This is a genomic window from Nonomuraea sp. NPDC052116 (assembly GCF_040680035.1).
Taxonomy (GTDB): Bacteria; Actinomycetota; Actinomycetes; order Streptosporangiales; family Streptosporangiaceae; genus Nonomuraea; species Nonomuraea angiospora_A.
In genome coordinates, this window is sequence record NZ_JBFAWA010000036.1 from 94,380 (window position 1) to 112,819 (window position 18,440).

Consider the following 18,440-nt stretch of genomic DNA (forward strand, 5'->3'; position numbering starts at 1 on the left):
GCTGATGTGCGGTGAGGCGGTGGTTGCTGGAAGGGCTCCAGGGGGTGGTGGGAAGAAAAAGTGGGCCTGCGACGAAGGATGGGTGAAAGCAATGATCACCGTCCGGAAGGCACACTCATGACGGAGACGGGCACGTGACCGCCGACGTGGGCGAGCAGGTGACCGACGCCGACCTCGTCGCCGGCTATCGGCGGAACCCCGAGCTGTTCACCGCCGTGCATGACCGCTATTTCCGCGACATCTACCTGTACGTGGCGGGCCGCCTGGACACGCAGGTGGCCGAGGACATCGCGGCGGAGACGTTCCTGCTGGCGTTCGATCGGCGCGATCGGTTCGACCCGGAGCAGGGGGGATTACGGCCTTGGCTGTTCGGGTTCGCCACGAACCTGGTGGCCAGGCATCGCCGTAAGGAGGCCCGCCACTACAAGGCGCTGGCCCGGCTGGACCCCGCACCGGTCGTGGAAGGGCACGAGAACCGGGTCGTCGCTTCGGTATCCGCCCAGCGCATGCAGCCACAGCTGGCCATGGCGCTCGCCTCGCTGAACGGTGGCGAGCGTGACGTGCTGCTGCTCCTGGCGCTGGGAGGGCTGAGCTACGACGAGATCGCCCAGGCGCTCGGCATCTCCATCGGCACGGTGGGTTCGCGGCTCAGCCGGGCCCGCGCCAAGATCCACGCCCGGATCGACGGCGCCCTTATCGACAGCGCACTCAAAGGCAAGGAGACCCCATGAATGACCTGGAGGAAGTGGCCAGCCTGCTGGCCAAGCCGGAGCCGTCCGAGGAGGTGGCCGCGCGCAGCCGAAGCAGGCTCCAGCACAGGACGCTGGGCCACAGGACGCTGGGCCGGGGGCGCGTCAGATGGTTCGTACCGGGCGTGGCGCTGGTCGCCGCCGGGGCGGCCGCCGCGGTCGTGATCGCTACGGGGGCGGTCACGAACGGCGGCGCACCGGCGCAGGTGATCGCCGCGGCTCCGGTCTCGGGCAAGGAGGTTCTACTCATGGCTGCCGTCAGCGCGGAACGTATGCCGCAAAGCTCCGGGACCTACTGGCACGTCACCGCCACGTGGTCACAGAGTGACATTCCCCCCATGGAGAGCTGGACCTCGCGCGACGGCAAGCGCTGGACGAGGAACGGGCCGGGCGACCCTCCGGGCGACGTCGTACCGACCCCGGTCTCGCTCGCGCTCAAGGGCGCCGACGTGAGCTTCGCCGACCTCGAGAAGCTGCCGACGGATCCGGAGGCGCTGAAGGCGTGGATCGTCCAGCGCAAGGGCAACCCGAACGACATGTCCGCGTCCGAGATCCAGGGCGACCCCACACTCACCCTGCTCGCGCTGATCACGGAACTGCCCGCGCCCGCGGAGGTCCGTTCGGCGGCGTTCCGGGCGCTCGCCGCGACGCCGGGAGTCGAGAACACGGGCGCGGTCGAAGGCGGCCAGGCCCTGCGGATGCCCGACCCCGACGGCGAGGGGAAGCCGATCGAGCTGGTCGTCGATCCCGAGAGCGCCCGGGTCGTCCGTGCCAACCTCCTCCTCGCCGGTGACGGAGGCGTGGCGATGACCGACGGGTACATCACCGTGACCACCGATTGGACGGACGAACTCCCCGAGACGCCGAAGGGCCGCCCGTGACCAGAGGCGAGGCATTACTCGCCGCCGTCCTGGTGACGGCGGCGACCACGGCCGCGACACCGGCCCCCACTCAGCAAGCCACCCAGCAAGCGCAGCCCACCCAGCGGCCGGACAGCGTGACCCTGATCACCGGGGACCGCGTCACGGTCACCGGCCAGAGGTATCGCGTGCAGCCCGGTCCCGGCCGTGAGGTCTCCTTCACGCGGCAGGTCCGGGAAGGCCATCTGTACGTGATCCCGTCCGACGCCCTGCCGCTGCTCGCCCAGGACGTACTGGACCGGCGCCTGTTCGACGTCACCCAGCTCCTCCAGTGGCGCTACGGCGACGCCGACACCTCCGACATCCCCGTCATTTCGCAGGGGTTCACCAGCTCCCAGGGCCAGGTACGGCGGCTGTCCGCCCTCGGCATGAGCGCGGCCCGCCTGCCCAAGGCGAACGCCGCCCGGACCTGGCACGACCTCACCCGAGCCCGCACCCTGGCGGCCGGCCGTACCAAACTCTGGCTGGACGGCCGCAAGGAGTTCACGCTGGACGAGAGCGTCAAGCAGATCGGCGCTCCGCGGGCGTGGGAGCAGGGGTTCACGGGCAAGGGCGTCACGGTCGCGGTCCTGGACTCGGGGTACGACCCCGACCATCCGGATTTGAAGGGCGCGATCGCCCAGGAACGGAACTTCACCACCGACCCCGACATCCGCGACGAGAACGGCCACGGCACCCATGTCGCCTCGATCGTGGCGAGCCGCGATGAGAAGTACCGCGGGGTGGCGCCGGAGGCGAACCTGGCCATCGGGAAGGTGGGTGGCCGGAGCGGCATGACGGACTCGACCATCCTGGCCGGCATGGAATGGGCCGCCACCGAGGTCAAGGCCAAGGTGGTGAACATGAGCCTCGGCGCCCCCGACGGCCCCGAGCTGGACCCGGTGGAACAGGCGGTGAACACGCTGTCGGAGCGTACGGGCACGCTGTTCGTCGTGGCGGCGGGCAACGACCGGCCCATGGTCCTCACTCCCGGCAGCGCCGACGCGGCGCTCACCGTGGGTGCGGTGGACAAGCAGGGCCGGCTCGCCGACTTCTCCGGTTCGGGCCCGCGGGCGGGCGACCACGCGATCAAACCCGACGTCACCGCGCCTGGCGTGGGCATCGTGGCCGCCGTTCCCGGGGGCGGTCACGAGTCGAAGGACGGCACCTCGATGGCCGCCCCCCACGTGGCAGGGGCGGCGGCGATCCTGGCCCAGCGCCATCCCGACTGGACGGGCGCGCGTCTCAAGGCCGCGCTGATCGGCAGCGCCGCGCCGGTCCAGGGGGCGACGCTCTACCGGCAGGGCGCCGGGCTGATCGACCTGGTACGCGTGCTGCGCCAGGACGTCGTGGCCCAGCAGGCCAACGTGTGGGCGGCGTTCCCGTACAACGGCTCGGACGAGCGTACGGCGACCAGGACGATCACGTACGCCAACGCCGGCGACGCCCCCGTCACCCTGGCCCTGGAGGCGGACGGTGAGACGCTGAAGCTTCCGGCCGGCCAGATCACGGTCCCGGCCGGGGGCGAGGCGTCGATCACGCTCACGATCGGCGTCACGGGGAAGGCGCCCGGCGACTATCCGGGCACGGTGACCGCCAGGTCGGGCGAGACCGTGATCCGCACGCTGGCCGGCGCGTACGTCGAGCCGGAGTCGTACGACGTCACCGTCAACGTCGTCGGCAGGCAGGGCGCCCCGGTCGACCCCTTGATCTCCGAGATCTACGACGCGAGGACCGGGACCGTCCACGGCCTGTTCTTCCAGGGCGGCGCGGCCAAAGCCCGGCTGCCCAAGGGCGACTGGAACGTCTATGCCTACATGTTCGAGAAGATCGACGGCAAGACCGTCGTGACGCTGTCCGACAGCCCGCTGAGGGTGGACGGCGACCAGCGGTTCACGGTGGACGCGCGTCAGGGCCGTCCGGTCAAGATCACAGTGGACGATCCGAGCGCGGAGCTCCAGCCGGGGTTCGAGGACGAAGTGGTCCACGGGGCCTGGAGCAACGGCGGAAGCCAGAGCCGGATAGACGCCAACAGCCGGCTCTTCGTCGTCCCGAGTTCCCAGGCCGGGCTGACGTACTCGCTGAGGACCACCTGGCTCAGCAAGGACCAGAGGCCCAGCCCGTACGTCTACGATCTCGTCGACCGGCGTACCGGCGGCCTTCCCGAGGATCCTTCGCGCGCCTTCAGGCAGCGGGACCTGGCCAAGGTGACCGCGACCTACCGGGGTTCGGGGGAGTCGGGCAGGCCCATGATCGGGCTGAGCTCCCGTTACTCGCCCGGCTCGACCCTCGGCGATCTGGTCGGCGAGATCCCGCTGCCGGGGACGCTGGTCCAGTACCTGACGCCCGGGCTGACGTACGAGAGCGGGCTCCAGGTCGGCGACGCGCTGATGTTCGGCGGAAGCAGACTGGCGAAGCGCGGTGAGAGCCGCAGCGAGGTCTGGAACGCCGCGGTCGTCGGGCCGTCGTCCCTGCTGCCGGCCGGTACGCGCACCGGCGACGAGCTGGTCTTCGCGGGGACGGGGATGTTCGCGGACGGGTTCGAGCGCAGAACGGGCTCGGACACCGCCGCCACCGGCACCGCCACACTGACCAGGGACGGGGCGGAGGTGGCGCGGGCGGAGTTGTCCACCTGTGACGTCTTCGATCCGGGACGGTGCGAGCTGCGGGCCGCCTTGGCCGCCGGGACGGGCGCGTACACGCTCACCGCGTCGATGCGGCGCTCGTCCTCGGCGCTGTCCACGGCGGTGGAGTCGGTGTGGACGTTCCGCTCCGGGACCACCGCGAAGGAGCAGGCGCTGCCGCTGATGGCGGTCCGTTTCCGGCCCGAGGGCCTGGACGGCGCCAACCGCGCCACCGGCGGGAGCGTGACCCGGCTGCCGCTCTGGATCGAGCGCGACCCCGGTTCGGGGCAGGCGGAGGTACGGTCGCTCCGGCTGGAGATGTCCGCCGATGATGGGGCTCACTGGCGGGCGGTTCCGGTGGTCCGGAAGGGGTCCGGCTGGACGGCGGCGGTGCCGAATCCCCGTACCGCCGGGTTCGTCTCCCTCCGAGCAGTCGCGACCGACATGTCGGGCAACGCGGTGACCCAGACCATCACCCGCGCGTACGCCGTGCGCTGATCGGCTGATGCCTGGCGACAGGGAGCCCTGTCGCCAGGCATCAGCCCAGGTCGCGGTTTCCTCACGCTCGCATGGTCCGCTGGGTCAAGCGTGCTCATGGGCGCGGTCGAGATCGCGTTCAGGGCAGCTTTCCAGCGGGTGATCCAGCGTGACGGGCACGGCTGGCATACTCACCATGATCTGGTTGTCGCGATAGCGCAGGTTGTTTGTGCTGTGTGGATCTTTGGAGTGCCACTGATGAGCACCGTCGTTGTCGTGCTGTCGATCCTGCTCGGTCTGCTGTTCCTCGGGACCGGCGGGGTCAAGGTGCTGAGTCTGCCGCAGTCGCTGGCGATTCGCGATCATCTCGGACTCCGGCCGAGGTTGTGGCAGTTGATCGGCGTGTGCGAGTCAGCCGGGGGCGTGGGGCTGCTCGCCGGGCTCGCGGTGCCGTTGCTCGGCGTGGCCGCGTCGATCGGACTGGTCATGCTGATGGCCGGTGCGATCATCAGCCGGATCCGGGTGTCCGACTCGGCGGCGACGATATCCGTCGATGTCCTGGTGCTGGCGTTGGTGGCGGTTCTCGTGGTCGTACGCGTGTCGGCGTGACGGGCAGAACAGCCCAGGTTCCACATCCGGCTGCAGTACCGATCCAGCCTGCTGGACGCCGGCATCGCTCACACCGGCCTGTTCCTCACCAGCGCCCGCGCACCCGACCGCCGAACGCGGCGGACGTCACACCGGTGTCCCGACTCGGCCTGCTGACGACGGGCGCGGCCATCGTGCGCCGGCGGCCGCGGCCGTCATTTCGGGCCGTGACCCCTTATCTTGATCTTCTTCGTCTTGATCTTCTTAGCCTGTCCAGGCGGGATGCCGGCCACGTCGGTGGAGAGGGGCGGTTCCGAACGAGCGAGCTCCGGTTCGCTCCTCGCGACCCGGCGCCGGCCCGAGATGAGGTGGGCCGGTAGCGCGGTGTCCGGCTCCATCGTGGTGGGCGGCGGAGTGGCCTCCGTCATGGGTGGCGAATGGTGCGTGCTCGGCTCGACGCGCCACCACGACGTGGTCGCCATCACGCTGACGATCAGGGCCGCGACGACGGCCGCCTGCCGCCAGTGCTCGACAGCCCACTGCCGGTACGGCGCCCGTTCCCCAAGCGGACGGCCGACGGGCGAGCCGCTGATCTGCCCGCTGTCGCCGTCAACGGTCGGAGGGTCCGAAGAGATCGGAATGACCGGTTGCTCACGCAGGGTGGACAGTTGCTCGTGAAGGCGAGCCGCGTCCGTACGCCGGGCCGGATCCTTGTCCAGCAGCCCGGCGATGATCGAGGCGAGCGGCCCTGCGTGCTCCAACGGCAAGGGGTCCGAGGCCATCACCGCGGACAGTGTGGCCAGCTCACTGCTGAACCCGAACGGGGCACGGCCCTCGACCGCCGCGTATAACGTGGCGCCCAGCGACCACAGATCGGCCTGCGGCGTGGCGGGGCCACCGCGGGCGCGTTCGGGGGCGATGTAGGCGGGTGTGCCGACGACAACGCTCTCCCAGGTGCGGCGCGCCTGGTCATCCAGGGTGCTGGCCAGCCCGAAGTCGGTGAGGATGGCGTGCCCGTCGTCGGTGATGAGGATGTTGGCGGGCTTGATGTCGCGGTGCACGATGCCGCCGGCGTGGGCGGCGCGCAGGGCGTCCAGCACTTCGAGCCCGATTCGAGCGACCGCGGACGAGGACAGCGGTCCCCGTTCGTTGATCACCTGGGCGAGGCTGGGGGCGGGGATGAGCTGCAGTACGATCCACGGCCGTTGGTCGGCGACCACGACGTCGTACACGGCTGCTATGCGCGGGTGGCTCAACCGCGCGGTCAGGCGAGCCTCGCGCAGGGTTCGCCTGAGCAGCGCCTCGCGCTCCGGCCCCGGCCGGTGCGGGATGCGGATCTCCTTGACCGCCACCTGCCGATCCAGCAGCTCGTCATGAGCGCGCCAGACCCTGCCCATGGCCCCTCGGCCCAGCTCGGCCAGCAACCTGTACCGAGCCCCCAATAACCATCCTTCATTGCCTGTAACGGGCATGACGACATGCGTACCCGATCATCGTCCGTACATGCACACCCGCGATCTTCGACTGTTGGTTCCCGGAGAATGCGACCGGACTACCACGCGACACTCCGCGATGGAGCATCTCCTCTCCGTACGTCGCCGGTAGACGTTGCGCACCCCCGCGTGAACGACCTCGTGTGCTCGATCGGGGTGCGTCGTGATTCGCACGTCAAGTGGCATCGAACCAGGGCTTGCCGGCAGCCCAATGCTCGACCCACCCGGCGAAGCCCGGATCTCCCGTGGTGAAGCCGAATTCAGCGCCGAAGGGAGCGGCGCCTTCTCCGCTGATCTGCCCGACATGCCCCCGGTGGAGCCCGCTGACAATGAGATGCCAGTACATGCCGCGGCGCGAAGCGCGGCGAGGTCAGCGGGGTCGGCCTGCTCAGTGCTCATGCGGCCAATAGTTATCACCACGCTCAGACAAAGCACATCGACGAATCCTCCGTACGGCCGACCGGTTGGCCGCCTGCCGGAACGCCCGAGACGCCGGCCCGTCGATCATCGAAGCGATGGCCTCCTCGCCGCAGTGGCCAGGCAGGAGGCCGGCAGCGGGAACCAGCGCAGCCGCTCGAAGTCGTCCGGCAGGCCGGGCGGGCGCAGGTCGATCTCGTCGGAGCGGGCCGCCAGGATGGCCCGCGCCTCCTCCAGGTAGCCGGGCAGGGCGTCCTCGCCGGCCCGGACGTGTGGGGCGGGCGGCGCGCCGGGGTCGTCAAAGCGCAAGTCGGAAAGGTGCAGTGGCGGTTCGGCGGAGTCGCGGTGGTGCCGCCACAGCCCGGTACGAGGCTCGAAGCGGTAGTCGGGCAACAACCGGTGGCCGTACCGGGCGACCAGTTCGACGGCCTCGATGAGGTAGTCGCAGACCGCGTCGGAGACGAAGTAGTTGAAGTTGATGCGTACCCAGCCCGGTTTGATGCCCTGGCAGCCATGCCCGATCTCCTCCTCGAAGGCCCGCGAGCGCGCGGCGTCGATGGCCAGCAGGCGGTGACCGTAGGGGCCGGCGCAGGAGCAGCCGCCGCGCGCCTGGATGCCGAGCAGGTCGTTCAGCACCGCCACCACGTAGTTGTGGTGCAGGAACAGCTCCCCGGACCGGATGCGGACCGACACGATGGACAGCCGGCGAGAGTGCCGGTCGCCGAGGATCTCGATGTTCGGGCTGCTCTCCCACCGTCGCAGGGCCCGTTGCCAGAAGCGTTCCTCACGGGCCTGGATGAGGTCGGTGCCGATGGCCTGCTTGAGCCGGAAGACCAGCCCGGCGCGGATCGACTCGACGATGGCCGGTGTGCCGCCCTCCTCGCGGGCGACCGCGTCGTCGAGATAGCGGTGCCCGGTGGGGTCCACGAACAGCACGGTGCCGCCGCCCGGCGCGGTGGGCACCCGATTGCGGACCAGTTCGCGCCTCACCACCAGGACACCGGGCGTCTGCGGCCCGCCGATGAACTTGTGCGGCGACAGGAAGATCGCATCCTTGTGGTCGTTCGCCCCGGGCGCGCTGGCGGCCATCCGGATCGGCACGTACGGCCCGGCCGCCGCGTAGTCCCAGAACGACAGCGCGCCGTGCTCGTGGAGCAGCGCCGCGATGCGCTCGGTGTCGGACAGGATGCCGGTCACGTTCGAGGCGGCCGAGAAGCTGCCGATCAGCAGTGGCCGGCCGGCGTGGCGCGCCAGCTGGACACGCAGGTCGTCGCAGTCGATGTGGCCGTCGCGGTCCTCGCCGATGGCGACGGTGTCGGCGATGGACTCGCGCCAGGGCAACTCGTTGGAGTGGTGCTCGTACGGACCGACGAACACCACCGGCCGATCCTCCTCCGCGACCATCGGCGCGTACCGGCCGGGGACCCGCAGCTCCAGGATGCCGACGAGCTTGTTGATCGCCGCGGTCGCGCCCGAACCGCAGAAGATCACCACGTCGTCCGGGCCACCGCCGACGGCTTCGTGGACGGCGCCGCGGGCCTCCTCGCGTAATCGACTGGTCTGCAGCCCGGTTCCGGAGCTCTCGGTGTGGGTGTTGGCGTAGCGCGGCAGGACGTGGTCGCGGATGAAGTCCTCGATGAAGCCGAGCGACCGGCCCGAGGCGGTGTAGTCGGCGTAGATGATGCAGCGCGGTCCGTACGGGCCCTGCAGCACCTCGTCGTCGCCGATGACGGCGGCGCGGATGCGCTCCAGCAGCGGTGAGGTCGGCGGTTCGGAGGCGGATCGTTGTGTCTGCACACGTCCAGGATCCCGCGCGCGCCGGCCCGGGCAACAGGCCGCCGCGGGGAGGCTCACCCGCACCTGGCCGGCCGCGACAAAGCATTCCGCCTGGAATCCGCTGCCACCGAGCTACGTCCTGATCGCGTTCATTTCATGTCGCTTGCTTCTTGCCGATGGAGTCAAAGCCCGTGGCCGCCGGAAGGCCACGCCCGCGCATATCGCGGCCAGCAGGAGGGTGCAGGCCCACGCGAACCAGTCGCCGAACCGGGTGTACAGGGTCGGCACCGCACGGTCCGGCAGGTCCGCGGTCACCGACACGAAGGAGTCGTCCGTGGTGCGGGCCTCGGCCAGGAGGCGACCGTTGGGGTCGCTCACGGTCAGGGCGCCCTGCCGGGACGCTCGTGCCACCGTCAGGCCGTTCTCGATCCCGCGCGTGATCGCCATCCGGCTGTGCAGCCAGGCGTCGTCGCCGAAATCCCAGGCCGGTACGAACAGCGCGGTCGCCCCGCCGCGCCGATAGTCGCGGACCAGGTCGGGGAAGTCGAGATCGAAGCAGATCGCGATCGCCCATCGTCCGCCGGACCCGGGTACGAACGCCTGTGCCGTTCCTGCCTGGAACTCGCTCTCCAGGCCTGGAACGAGGTGGCGCTTGACGTACTCGACGGGCCGGCCGCCGTGGGAGGGGAAGTCGATGGCCGCGTTGTACTCGCGCCCGTCCCTGGTGAGGATCAGCCCGATAATGATGTCGAGGCGGTGGTCGGAGGCGAGCCGGGACAACGGCCCGGCGAGCGACGGCAGGTCCGCCTCCTCCACCCGGAACACCTTCTCGGGAAGTACGACGACGTCGGCGCCACGCTCGGCCAGGGCCGGGATGCGGCTCAGGTAGCCGGCCAACAGGGTTCGCCCTTCGGGGCCGGTCACCGCCACCGGGTCGATCGACCGGTCGGTGGCCAGCAGCGCCACCTTGACCGCCGTTCCCGCTTCGGCCGGCCGTAGCTGCCAGAATCCGTATCCCGCCGCCACGGCCGCGACCAGCGCGGCGGCCACGGCCACCCGCATCCGGCCGACCGCACCGCGCGTCAGCAGGGCGGCGGCCGCGGCCGGGGCTCCCATCAGCAGGAACGTCACTCCCCATGGCCCGGTGGCCGAAGCGATCTGGATGACGGGAAGGACGTCGGCCTGGGTATAGGCCAGGCTCCACCAGGCGCCGTTCGGTGTGATCAGCGACAGCGCGTACTCGATGACGACCCACGCCGCCGGGACGACGCCGACGGCCATCAGCGGGTGTCCGCACAACGTCAGGCCCCGGTAGGCGATCACCACCAGGCCGAACAGCAGCGCCGAACCGATGAGCAGGAGGACGACCAGCACCGGCGGTATCTGCACCGTGTTCAGGAAATATCCCCACATGGGGGTCTGGCCTGCGAGCCAGGCGACGGACGCGGTGGCCAGCGCCGCGCGCGCCGAGCAGCGCGGTGCCAGGACGAGGATCGGGATCGGCGCGATCCACGTACACCACGGCACCGGCCGCAAGCCGGTTCCGAACCAGAACAGCGTGGCCGACAGCACCGCCGCGGCGATCAGCCACCATCGTTGTGATCTCATCGAGCAGACTCCTCCAGCAGGGAACTGCCTCGATACTCCGTACCGGAGCCCTGTCGCCGCATCGGCGGGAAGAGTGATCTCCGCACTCCCCCTCACGGACCGCTCAGGCGCCGCCGGCGACGATGAGTCCCGACTCGTAGGCGAACACGACCGCCTGTACCCGATCGCGCAGCCCAAGCTTCGTCAGGATTCGGCTGACGTGGCTCTTGACCGTGTACTCGCTCACGACCAGTTCGCCGGCGATCTCCGCGTTGGACAGCCCCCGGGCCACCAGCCGCAGCGTCTCGGCCTCACGGCCGGTCAGCTCGGCGAGGCGGGCGGCCAGCCGGGGCGCCACCCCGTGATTCGGCCGCAGGACCAGGTCCTCGATGAGACGTCTGGTCACCGTCGGCGCCAGCAGCGACTCTCCCGCCGCCACCACGCGCACCGCCGCGACCAGTTCGTCGCGACGGATGTCCTTCAGCAGGAATCCGCTGGCCCCCGCGCGCAGCGCGTCGTAGACGTACTCATCCAGATCGAACATGGTCAACACCAGCACCTTGGCGGACGTCGCCGAGCAGATCCGCTCAGTCGCCTCGATCCCACCCATGCCGGGCATCCGGATGTCCATCAGCACGACGTCCGGGCGCAACTCGGTGGCTGACTGAACGGCCTCGGCGCCATCGGCCGCCTCGCCGACGACGGTGATGTCGGCCTGAGCGTTCAGGATCATGGCGAAGCCGCCCCGGAACAGATCCTGATCGTCGGCCACGAGCACGCGGAGCATAGGCCTATCCAACCGGAAGCGTGGCCACCACGACGAAGCCTTTGTCCCCCGGACCGGCGTGCAGCGTCCCCCCGCAAGCGGTGGCCCGTTCGCGCATCCCGATCAGGCCGTGCCCGCCGGCGGCGCCGTCCCCGCCGCTGCCGTCATCGGCCACCTCGACCCGCAGCGCGCTCGGCGTCCAGCACAGTCGTACCTGCGCGGTGCGCGCGTGCGCGTGGCGCAGCACGTTCGTCAGCGCCTCCTGCACGATCCGGTACGCCGCCACGTCGACCTCCGCGGGGATCGGCCGCGGCGAGCCGTCGCTGGTCAAGGTCACCCGCAGCCCGGTACGGCCGGTCCGCTCGACCAGGTCCGGCAGGGCCGCGAGCCCGGGTTGCGGCTCCCGGTGACCGTCCTGGCCCGAGCGCATCGCGCCGAGCAGGGCCCGCAGCTGAGCGATCGCGCCCCGGCCGGTGTCGGCGATCGCGTCGAAGGCGGCCTCCGCACGTCCGGGATCGGCCCGGAGCATCAGCGGTCCGGCCTCGGCCTGGACGACGATGAGGCCGACCGAGTGGGTGAGGATGTCATGCATGTCCCGGGCGATGCGAGCCCGTTCGTGAGCTGCGGCGATGGCGCGCTCCCGCTCCATCCGCAGGGCTCGTTCGGCCAGCTCGGCGGCTCGGGCGCGGCGGGCGCGGGTGCTGGTGCCCAGCGCGTACGCCGCGACGAACGCCGTACCCACCACCCGATAGGAGTCCAGATCTTCCTGCGGCAGGACGAGCGAGACGTACACCCCGGCGCCGATGACCGGGACGGCCACCAGCCGCAGCAGCGGCGGGCTCAGCGCGGCGATGGTGTAGGTGCCGACCAGCGGCCCGTACGGCAGCATCGGCTTCTCCCACATGACCAGCGCCGTCATCGCCAGCCCGACCACACCGGTCACCACGAGCGGCGCCGTCCGCCGCCACAGCACCGGCGCCGAAGCCAGCGCGGCCAGCGCGACCACCCACCACGGCTGCCGGAAGGGGACCAGCGCGGGACCGACGGTGGCGGCCGACACGACGACGGTGATCGCGATGTCGACCACGCGTGGGGGTACGTTCTGGAACCGGGAGCGCAGCCGCTCAGTGAGTCCGGGCATCTCGCCCAGTATCAGGATTCATGCCGCCCGGCGCATCCCTCTCACGACGGACAGCCTCCTTCACTCTCAGGAGTGACCCGCTACAAGACAGGTTGTCCGAGCTGGTAGCGGCGCCGCGCCCGTCGAGGGCCTCTGCGCGGAGTAGGTGCCACCCGGCCGCCCTGGGCTACGAAGCCGATCCGCCCCTTCAGCGGGGTCCCGCTGAAGAACGCGTTCGCCATCCGCTCAGCGCGCCTCCTGGGGAACATTCTACGTTCACCGTCTATTTAACATCGGACGTTGGACGTAGGATGTCCGCTTGTAACCTTCTCCTGTCAGGAAGGGTGTGGACATGCACGATGGCCATCCCCCGGAGGGCCGTGCCCGGCGTCGCTCCAGGCGCCGCCGGGCGGGCGCCGTAGTGGTGCTCGCCGGCTTACTCGTCGGCGCGTTCGCCGGGCCGGCGACCGCGGCACCGACTCCGGCACCGGCGGAAACGTTGGAGGCCGGCGCGGGCGCCGACGCCGCACCGTTCGTGGACGAGCAGGTGCTCTACAAACAGGGCGACTTCGGATACGGCTGCTTCCGGATCCCCGCCGTGGTGCGGGCCACGAACGGCATGCTCCTGGCGTTCGCCGAGGGACGGGTGAAGGACTGCGGCGACGACGAGGACATCGACCTCGTGGTGCGCCGTTCCGCCGACAGCGGCCGGACCTGGGGCCCGCTGCAGGTGATCTCGGAGGGCAACGGCACGACCCACGGCAACCCGGTGCCGATCGTCGACGAGCGCACCGGGCGGATCGTACTGGTGAGCACCCACAACGGCCCGGAGCCGTGCCCGAACGGCTGTGACCGCGACCCCTGGGTGCAGTTCAGCGACGACCACGGGGCGACCTGGTCGGCCGCCAGGGAGATGACCGAGGGCAAGCGTCCGGAGTGGAACTTCTGGTACGCCACCGGCCCGATGCACGGCATCCAGCTCAAGCGGGGCCCGCACGCCGGGCGGCTGGTCGTCGGGGCGAGTTTCGAGAGCTGGGACCGGGTCGGCAAGCACGTCTACGGCACGCACCTGCTCTACAGCGACGACAGCGGGGTGACGTGGAACATCGGCGCCGAGACCTCCCGCGATGACGGCACGGTCATCGCCCAGGAGGTCACCGTCGTCGAGCTGACCGACGGGCGGATCTACGCCTCGGCCCGTGAGCGCGGCACCGACGAGGGCAGCCGGGCGTACGCGACCAGCAGCGACAGCGGCCAGACGTGGGACGCCCCGTTCCGCACCATGCCGGCACTCGCGACGACCGACGTCCAGGCGTCGCTGCTGCGGTTCGACGACGGGCGCATCCTCTTCTCCTCGCCGATGCACCCGGGCGCCCGGGAAGCGATGGGAATCCGGTCGTCCTACGACGAGGGGCGCCGCTTCGAGACCTGGGACGAGGGCAAGGTCTTCTCCTGGGGGCCGACGGCGTACTCGGACATGGTGCGTCTGGACGGCGACGAAGCGGCCCTGATGTACGAGGCCGGCACCATCACGCCGTACGAGCAGATCCGCTTCGCACGGTTCAACGAGGCGTACCTGGAGACGCCGAACGGCACCCCGCCCGGCATCCCCGGCCCTCCGGCGCCCGGCCCGACGACGCCGGACAAGTCGCCGTACCGTAACCAGGCGTATGTCCGCGGTGGTGCGCAGACCACGGACGGGCGGTTCGGCAACGGGCTGGCGCTGGACCGGGTGGACGACCGGGTGGAGGTGCCGTTCAACGACTCCATCGACCTCGGCGCGAAGGATTTCACGCTGACCTCCTGGATCCGGTACTCGGAACAGACCGGCTCGCACGCGATCCTCTGGTTCCATCGGGTGAACAGGGGCACCAACCCGCCAGCGCTGTGGCTGCGGGCCGAACCGGCCAGCAACCGCATCCGGGCGGTCCTGTCCGTCGGCCGGTTCAACGTGACCGTTCAGTCGCCGAGCGCGTACAACGACGGGCAGTGGCACTTCGTGGCGCTCCAGCGGGTACGTGGTGAGCTCCGGCTCCTGGTGGACGGTGTGCAGGTCTCGTCGGCGGCGGCGGCGCCCGGTTCGCTGACCCTCGGCAAGGAGTTCGGGCTCGAGGGAATCCACATCGGGCAGCGGTTGGACGGCGTGGACCGCTTCCGCGGGTCGCTGGACGAGGTACGCGTCTACCGGCGTGCCGTCACCGACGCCGAGCTGGACCTGATCCGGCAGTGGAACCTCCCGGTCGGCGGCCGGCTCGGGCTGCGGCTGCCGTTCGATCAGGTCGGCTAAGGGACACGGCGATGGCACTCGCCGGCCCCGGCGGGCGCCATCGCCAAACCACGACGTCCTACGTCCTGTGCTAGACCCCGGGGAAGAGCTCGGGCAGTTGCGCCCGGGCCAGCGGCCTGAGCCGTACGGCGAGCGAGGCGTCGACCGACTCGTACGGCCACCGGACTCGAGTGCCGATGTCGGCCCAGCCGCCGAGGTGGGCCAGGAACTTGTCCAGCGCGGGGTTGGCGTACCCGCTGTGCTGGAGCGGCTGGACATGCGCGGCGAAGAACTCGTGGATCCGTCGTTCCACGTCGAGCGCGGCCTCGGGTCGCGTGACCATCATCCGCTGCCATGCCATGGCGCCGGCCGGGCTGAGGGCGGCGATGTTCGAGTAGGAGCCGGCGGCGCCGTGCCGCCGTCCGGTCGCCAGGTCGTGGCCGGCGACGAAGACGGCGAGGCCGGCCGCGTGGCGCCGCATCTCCGCGTACCACCGCGCGTCGCCGCCGGCCACCTTGATCCCGATGACCGCGGGAACCTCGCGGCGGATCACCGGATACAGGTCGGCCGGCACCTGCGTCTTGGCGTGCGGCGGGTTGTACAGCACGAGCGGCACCGGGTCGGCGACGGCCGCGACGCGGGCCAGGAAGCGCACCACCTCGCCGCGCGACAGCGGCAACCAGTCCGGCAGCGTCACCTGGATCGCACCGGGCCGGAGCGCCCGCGCGCGGGCCACCCGGGCCAGGCAGGTCTGCGCGCTCATGTGGCCGGCGCCGATCTGGAACGGGAGCCCGTGCCGTTCGCACCGCTCGGCCATCAGCGCGTTGACGCGGTCGTACTCATCCTCACCGAGCGCGTGGAACTCGCCCGCGGTGCCGTGCGCGTACAGGCCGTCAAGCCCCGCGGCGACGAGCACGTCCAGCGCCGCCTCAAGGCGTGTCCAGTCGATCGACTCGTCGTCCCGGATGGGCAGCAGGACCGTGCCCCAGGTGCCGCCGAGCAACCCCGGCGTCAGCGTCTCCACAGGGCCCCGCCATCCGTCCGGTACACGTAGAACATCCTATGTCCCGGAATGAGCGCGCGAACAGGCCATGTCCGCCCGGGGAGGCATCTGTGTCGTCGGCGTAAACTTTCCTCTACCGGGCTGGCCTTCCGGGACCAAGAGGCGGGATGTTTGACGCAAGGCCTTCGACGAGCCTGGGGGTGGCATGCGTACACGTGACGATGCGTCACTTCAGGAGCGTATCGTCGCCCTGATTCACGAGCGCGGACTGGTCCCCGGGTCGCCGATGCCGACCGAAGTGCAGTTGATGGAGCTGCTCGGGGCGAGCCGCAACAGCGTCCGCGAGGCCGTGCGGGCCCTGCAGGCGTTGGGCATCGTCGAGATCCGGCATGGACATGGGACGTTCGTCGGGCACGCGTCGCTCGACGCGCTGACTCCGTCGTTCGCCTTCCGGGTGCGTTCGGGGCCGGGTGGGATCCGCGCGCTGCACGATCTGGTCGAGGTCCGCGAGCTGCTCGAGACCGGGCTGATCGGCCAGGTGGCTCAGAGCACCAGCGCACCCCGGCTCGCCGCGTTGGAGGCCCTGGCCAATGGCATGGATCGGGATCGGGAAGCCGATCGGGCCTTCCACGCGCTGCTGTACGACTCGTGCGGCAACGAGCTGGTGCTGCAGCTGATCGGCCTGTTCTGGGACGTCTACCACGAGGTCGAGCCGACGCTCGGCCCGCCGGAGGAGCGGAGCGCCGAGATCGCGGTCAACCACCGCCGGATCGTGGCGGCGCTTCGCGCCCGGGACGCCGAGGCCGCACGGGAGGCGATGCGGCTGCACTTCCGCGACGTCAAGGCGCGCATCGAGCGGGCGCAGGCCCGGGCCCTACCCGCGCCGACCTGACCCCAGTCACACCCGTCCGACGGCAGCGAGGCCGGCCGTGACGCGCGTTCGGCGCGCTTTGCCAGGAAGCCTTCAGGATCAATCGGTTGATCGCCGTATTGAGCGCTATTAGCCTGCATCCCACCCTCATCGTCGGACAATTGTAAAGAAGGCGGTCATGGCGATCACCCGACATATCCGCAGAGCTTTAGCGGTGGCCACCGCGCTTGTCCTCGGCCTGAGCCTGGTTTCGCAAGCGAGCGCGGGGACGGTCGCGGTCGCCAAGCCCCAGCGGCCGAACATCATCTTCTTCCTCGTTGACGACATGTCCGCCGACCTGCTCGCGTACATGGACACCGTGCGCGGCCTGGCCGACGACGGCACGACGTTCAGCAACTACTACGTGTCCAACTCGCTGTGCTGCCCGTCACGCGCCTCGATGTTCACCGGCCAGTTCCCGCACAATACCGGCGTGGCCACGAACAAGAACTCCGATCGCGGTGGCTACAAGGCGTTCGCACCGCACGAGTCCAGGACCTACGCCGTCTCGCTGGAACAGGCCGGATACCGCACCGGCTACCTCGGCAAGTACATCAACGAGTATCCGGTGGACGCCGACTACCACGTCCCGCCCGGCTGGGACGAGTGGCATGTGGCGGCCGGCGGCGGTTACAGCGAGTTCAAGTACCAGCTCACCCGCTACGTCAAGGGGGAGGCTCCCGGCCTGGACACCTCCGACGGCACTTACCTGGTGGACGAGCTCGCCAAGCGGGCCACGGACTTCATCGAGCGCTCACGCGAGCGCGCCCCGGACCGGCCGTTCTTCCTCCAGGTCGCGCCGTTCGCGCCGCACTCCAGGATCGGCGCCAAGCCGGGCGACAAGGAGCCGCGCTTCCCACCCGCGCGCCGCGACCGGCCGAAGACCCAGTTCCCGGCCGGGGAGTTCCCGCACGGCGACTGCGGCGGGCCCGATTGCAACGGCATCGACGTGAGCACGTTGCCGGCGTTCGATGAGGACACCGCCGACAAGCCCTCGTGGGTACGCCGCGCTCCGCTCGCCCCCGCGCTGGTCAAGGAGCTGCGCAAGGACTTCCGCGACCGGATCCGCATGGTGCAGTCGGTGGACGACATGGTGGCACGTGTCCTTTCCACGCTGACGGACGCCGAGAAGCGCAACACGTATGTGGTGTTCACCAGCGACAACGGCTTCCATCTCGGCCAGCACCGCCTCGTACGCGGCAAGTCCACCGCCTACGACCACGACGTCCGGGTGCCGCTGCTGGTCAAACGGCCTGCGGCGGGACGGCACGGCGACCTGGTGAGCGGCGCCATCGCCCAGAACGTCGACCTGTTCGCGACCTTCCTCGACATGGCCGGGGTCGGCGCGGCCACCCGTGACAGCCGCGACGGGCGCAGCCTGCTGCCGCTCATCCAGGGCTACAAGGTGAAGGACTGGCGGAAGGCGGCGCTGATCGAGCACGTCAAGCCCAACCCGGCCGCGCCGGGCGAGCCGGACCCCGATGCCGAGCCGCTCGAGGCGGGGAACGCACAGCCGCCCAGCTACGCGGCGGTGCGCACTGCCGGAGAGCTGTACGTGGAGTACGAGGGTGAGGCGGAGCCCGAGTACTACGACACGGTGGCGGATCCGAACCAGGAGTCCAACGACCCCGGCAACGCCAGGACGTCCGACCTCGCCAAGATCCTCGACGCCATGGTGGGATGTGGGAAGCCTGGCGCGCCGGACTGCTGGACCGCGGCCCGACTCTGACTCAGCCCGGTCAGACGCTCGGAGACCACAGGCGTT

14 protein-coding genes are annotated in these 18,440 nt (G+C 70.4%); 7 read left to right on the plus strand and 7 right to left on the minus strand.

The annotated features are described in order from the left end of the window. The first annotated feature begins 134 nt into the window (after window positions 1-134). The 4 genes from AB0L65_RS48125 to AB0L65_RS48140 all read left to right on the plus strand — a co-directional run bounded on the left by AB0L65_RS48125 (window position 135) and on the right by AB0L65_RS48140 (window position 5,358). Window positions 135-731 (plus strand): RNA polymerase sigma factor, encoded by a 597-nt coding sequence (locus AB0L65_RS48125; protein ID WP_350738821.1) that lies wholly within the window; start codon window positions 135-137, stop codon window positions 729-731. Next, window positions 728-1,630, plus strand: a complete 903-nt coding sequence (locus AB0L65_RS48130; protein ID WP_364260879.1) for a CU044_5270 family protein — start codon at window positions 728-730, stop codon at window positions 1,628-1,630. Before AB0L65_RS48125 ends, AB0L65_RS48130 begins: the two co-directional genes overlap by 4 nt. Then, window positions 1,627-4,770 carry a S8 family serine peptidase gene (locus tag AB0L65_RS48135; protein WP_364260882.1) on the plus strand — a complete coding sequence of 1,048 codons (3,144 nt, stop codon included), beginning with the start codon at window positions 1,627-1,629 and terminating at the stop codon, window positions 4,768-4,770. The genes AB0L65_RS48130 and AB0L65_RS48135 overlap by 4 nt, the downstream gene beginning before the upstream one ends. A gap of 96 nt (window positions 4,771-4,866) precedes the next feature. Continuing rightward, window positions 4,867-5,358, plus strand: a complete 492-nt coding sequence (locus tag AB0L65_RS48140; RefSeq protein ID WP_364260885.1) for a DoxX family protein — start codon at window positions 4,867-4,869, stop codon at window positions 5,356-5,358. 194 nt (window positions 5,359-5,552) lie between these two features. Here AB0L65_RS48140 and AB0L65_RS48145 read toward each other — a convergent pair whose 3' ends face one another. The 6 genes from AB0L65_RS48145 to AB0L65_RS48170 all read right to left on the minus strand — a co-directional run bounded on the left by AB0L65_RS48145 (window position 5,553) and on the right by AB0L65_RS48170 (window position 12,517). After that, complete coding sequence (locus AB0L65_RS48145; RefSeq protein WP_364260888.1) at window positions 5,553-6,779, minus strand: serine/threonine-protein kinase; 1,227 nt, start codon at window positions 6,777-6,779, stop codon at window positions 5,553-5,555. A 226-nt stretch (window positions 6,780-7,005) separates the two neighbouring features. Continuing rightward, window positions 7,006-7,176, minus strand: coding sequence for a hypothetical protein (locus AB0L65_RS48150; protein WP_364260891.1), 171 nt, complete (start codon window positions 7,174-7,176; stop codon window positions 7,006-7,008). 158 nt (window positions 7,177-7,334) lie between these two features. Further along, entirely contained in the window at window positions 7,335-9,044 is a 1,710-nt protein-coding gene (locus AB0L65_RS48155) for an aminotransferase class V-fold PLP-dependent enzyme (RefSeq protein ID WP_364260893.1), read from the minus strand. Window positions 9,045-9,155: 111 nt separating this feature from the next. Next, complete coding sequence (locus tag AB0L65_RS48160) at window positions 9,156-10,631, minus strand: nitrilase-related carbon-nitrogen hydrolase (protein ID WP_364260896.1); 1,476 nt, start codon at window positions 10,629-10,631, stop codon at window positions 9,156-9,158. A 103-nt stretch (window positions 10,632-10,734) separates the two neighbouring features. Next, window positions 10,735-11,397, minus strand: a complete 663-nt coding sequence (locus AB0L65_RS48165; RefSeq protein WP_364260899.1) for a response regulator transcription factor — start codon at window positions 11,395-11,397, stop codon at window positions 10,735-10,737. Between the two features lie 4 nt (window positions 11,398-11,401). After that, complete coding sequence (locus AB0L65_RS48170) at window positions 11,402-12,517, minus strand: histidine kinase (RefSeq protein ID WP_364260902.1); 1,116 nt, start codon at window positions 12,515-12,517, stop codon at window positions 11,402-11,404. A 331-nt stretch (window positions 12,518-12,848) separates the two neighbouring features. On the opposite strand from AB0L65_RS48170, the gene AB0L65_RS48175 reads away from it, so the two are divergent. After that, complete coding sequence (locus AB0L65_RS48175; protein WP_364260905.1) at window positions 12,849-14,783, plus strand: sialidase family protein; 1,935 nt, start codon at window positions 12,849-12,851, stop codon at window positions 14,781-14,783. A 70-nt stretch (window positions 14,784-14,853) separates the two neighbouring features. Here AB0L65_RS48175 and AB0L65_RS48180 read toward each other — a convergent pair whose 3' ends face one another. Further along, window positions 14,854-15,786 carry a dihydrodipicolinate synthase family protein gene (locus AB0L65_RS48180; RefSeq protein WP_364260908.1) on the minus strand — a complete coding sequence of 311 codons (933 nt, stop codon included), beginning with the start codon at window positions 15,784-15,786 and terminating at the stop codon, window positions 14,854-14,856. Between the two features lie 184 nt (window positions 15,787-15,970). Between AB0L65_RS48180 and AB0L65_RS48185 the strand changes: the two genes are divergently transcribed. Together AB0L65_RS48185 and AB0L65_RS48190 are read left to right on the plus strand one after the other, a co-directional pair. Continuing rightward, the gene (locus AB0L65_RS48185) at window positions 15,971-16,657 is read left to right on the plus strand and encodes an FCD domain-containing protein (protein ID WP_364260910.1); all 687 of its coding nucleotides are present in this window, start codon (window positions 15,971-15,973) and stop codon (window positions 16,655-16,657) included. A 157-nt stretch (window positions 16,658-16,814) separates the two neighbouring features. Next, on the plus strand, window positions 16,815-18,404 hold the full coding sequence (locus AB0L65_RS48190; protein WP_364260913.1) for a sulfatase: 1,590 nt from the start codon (window positions 16,815-16,817) through the stop codon (window positions 18,402-18,404). The last annotated feature ends 36 nt before the right edge of the window (window positions 18,405-18,440 follow it).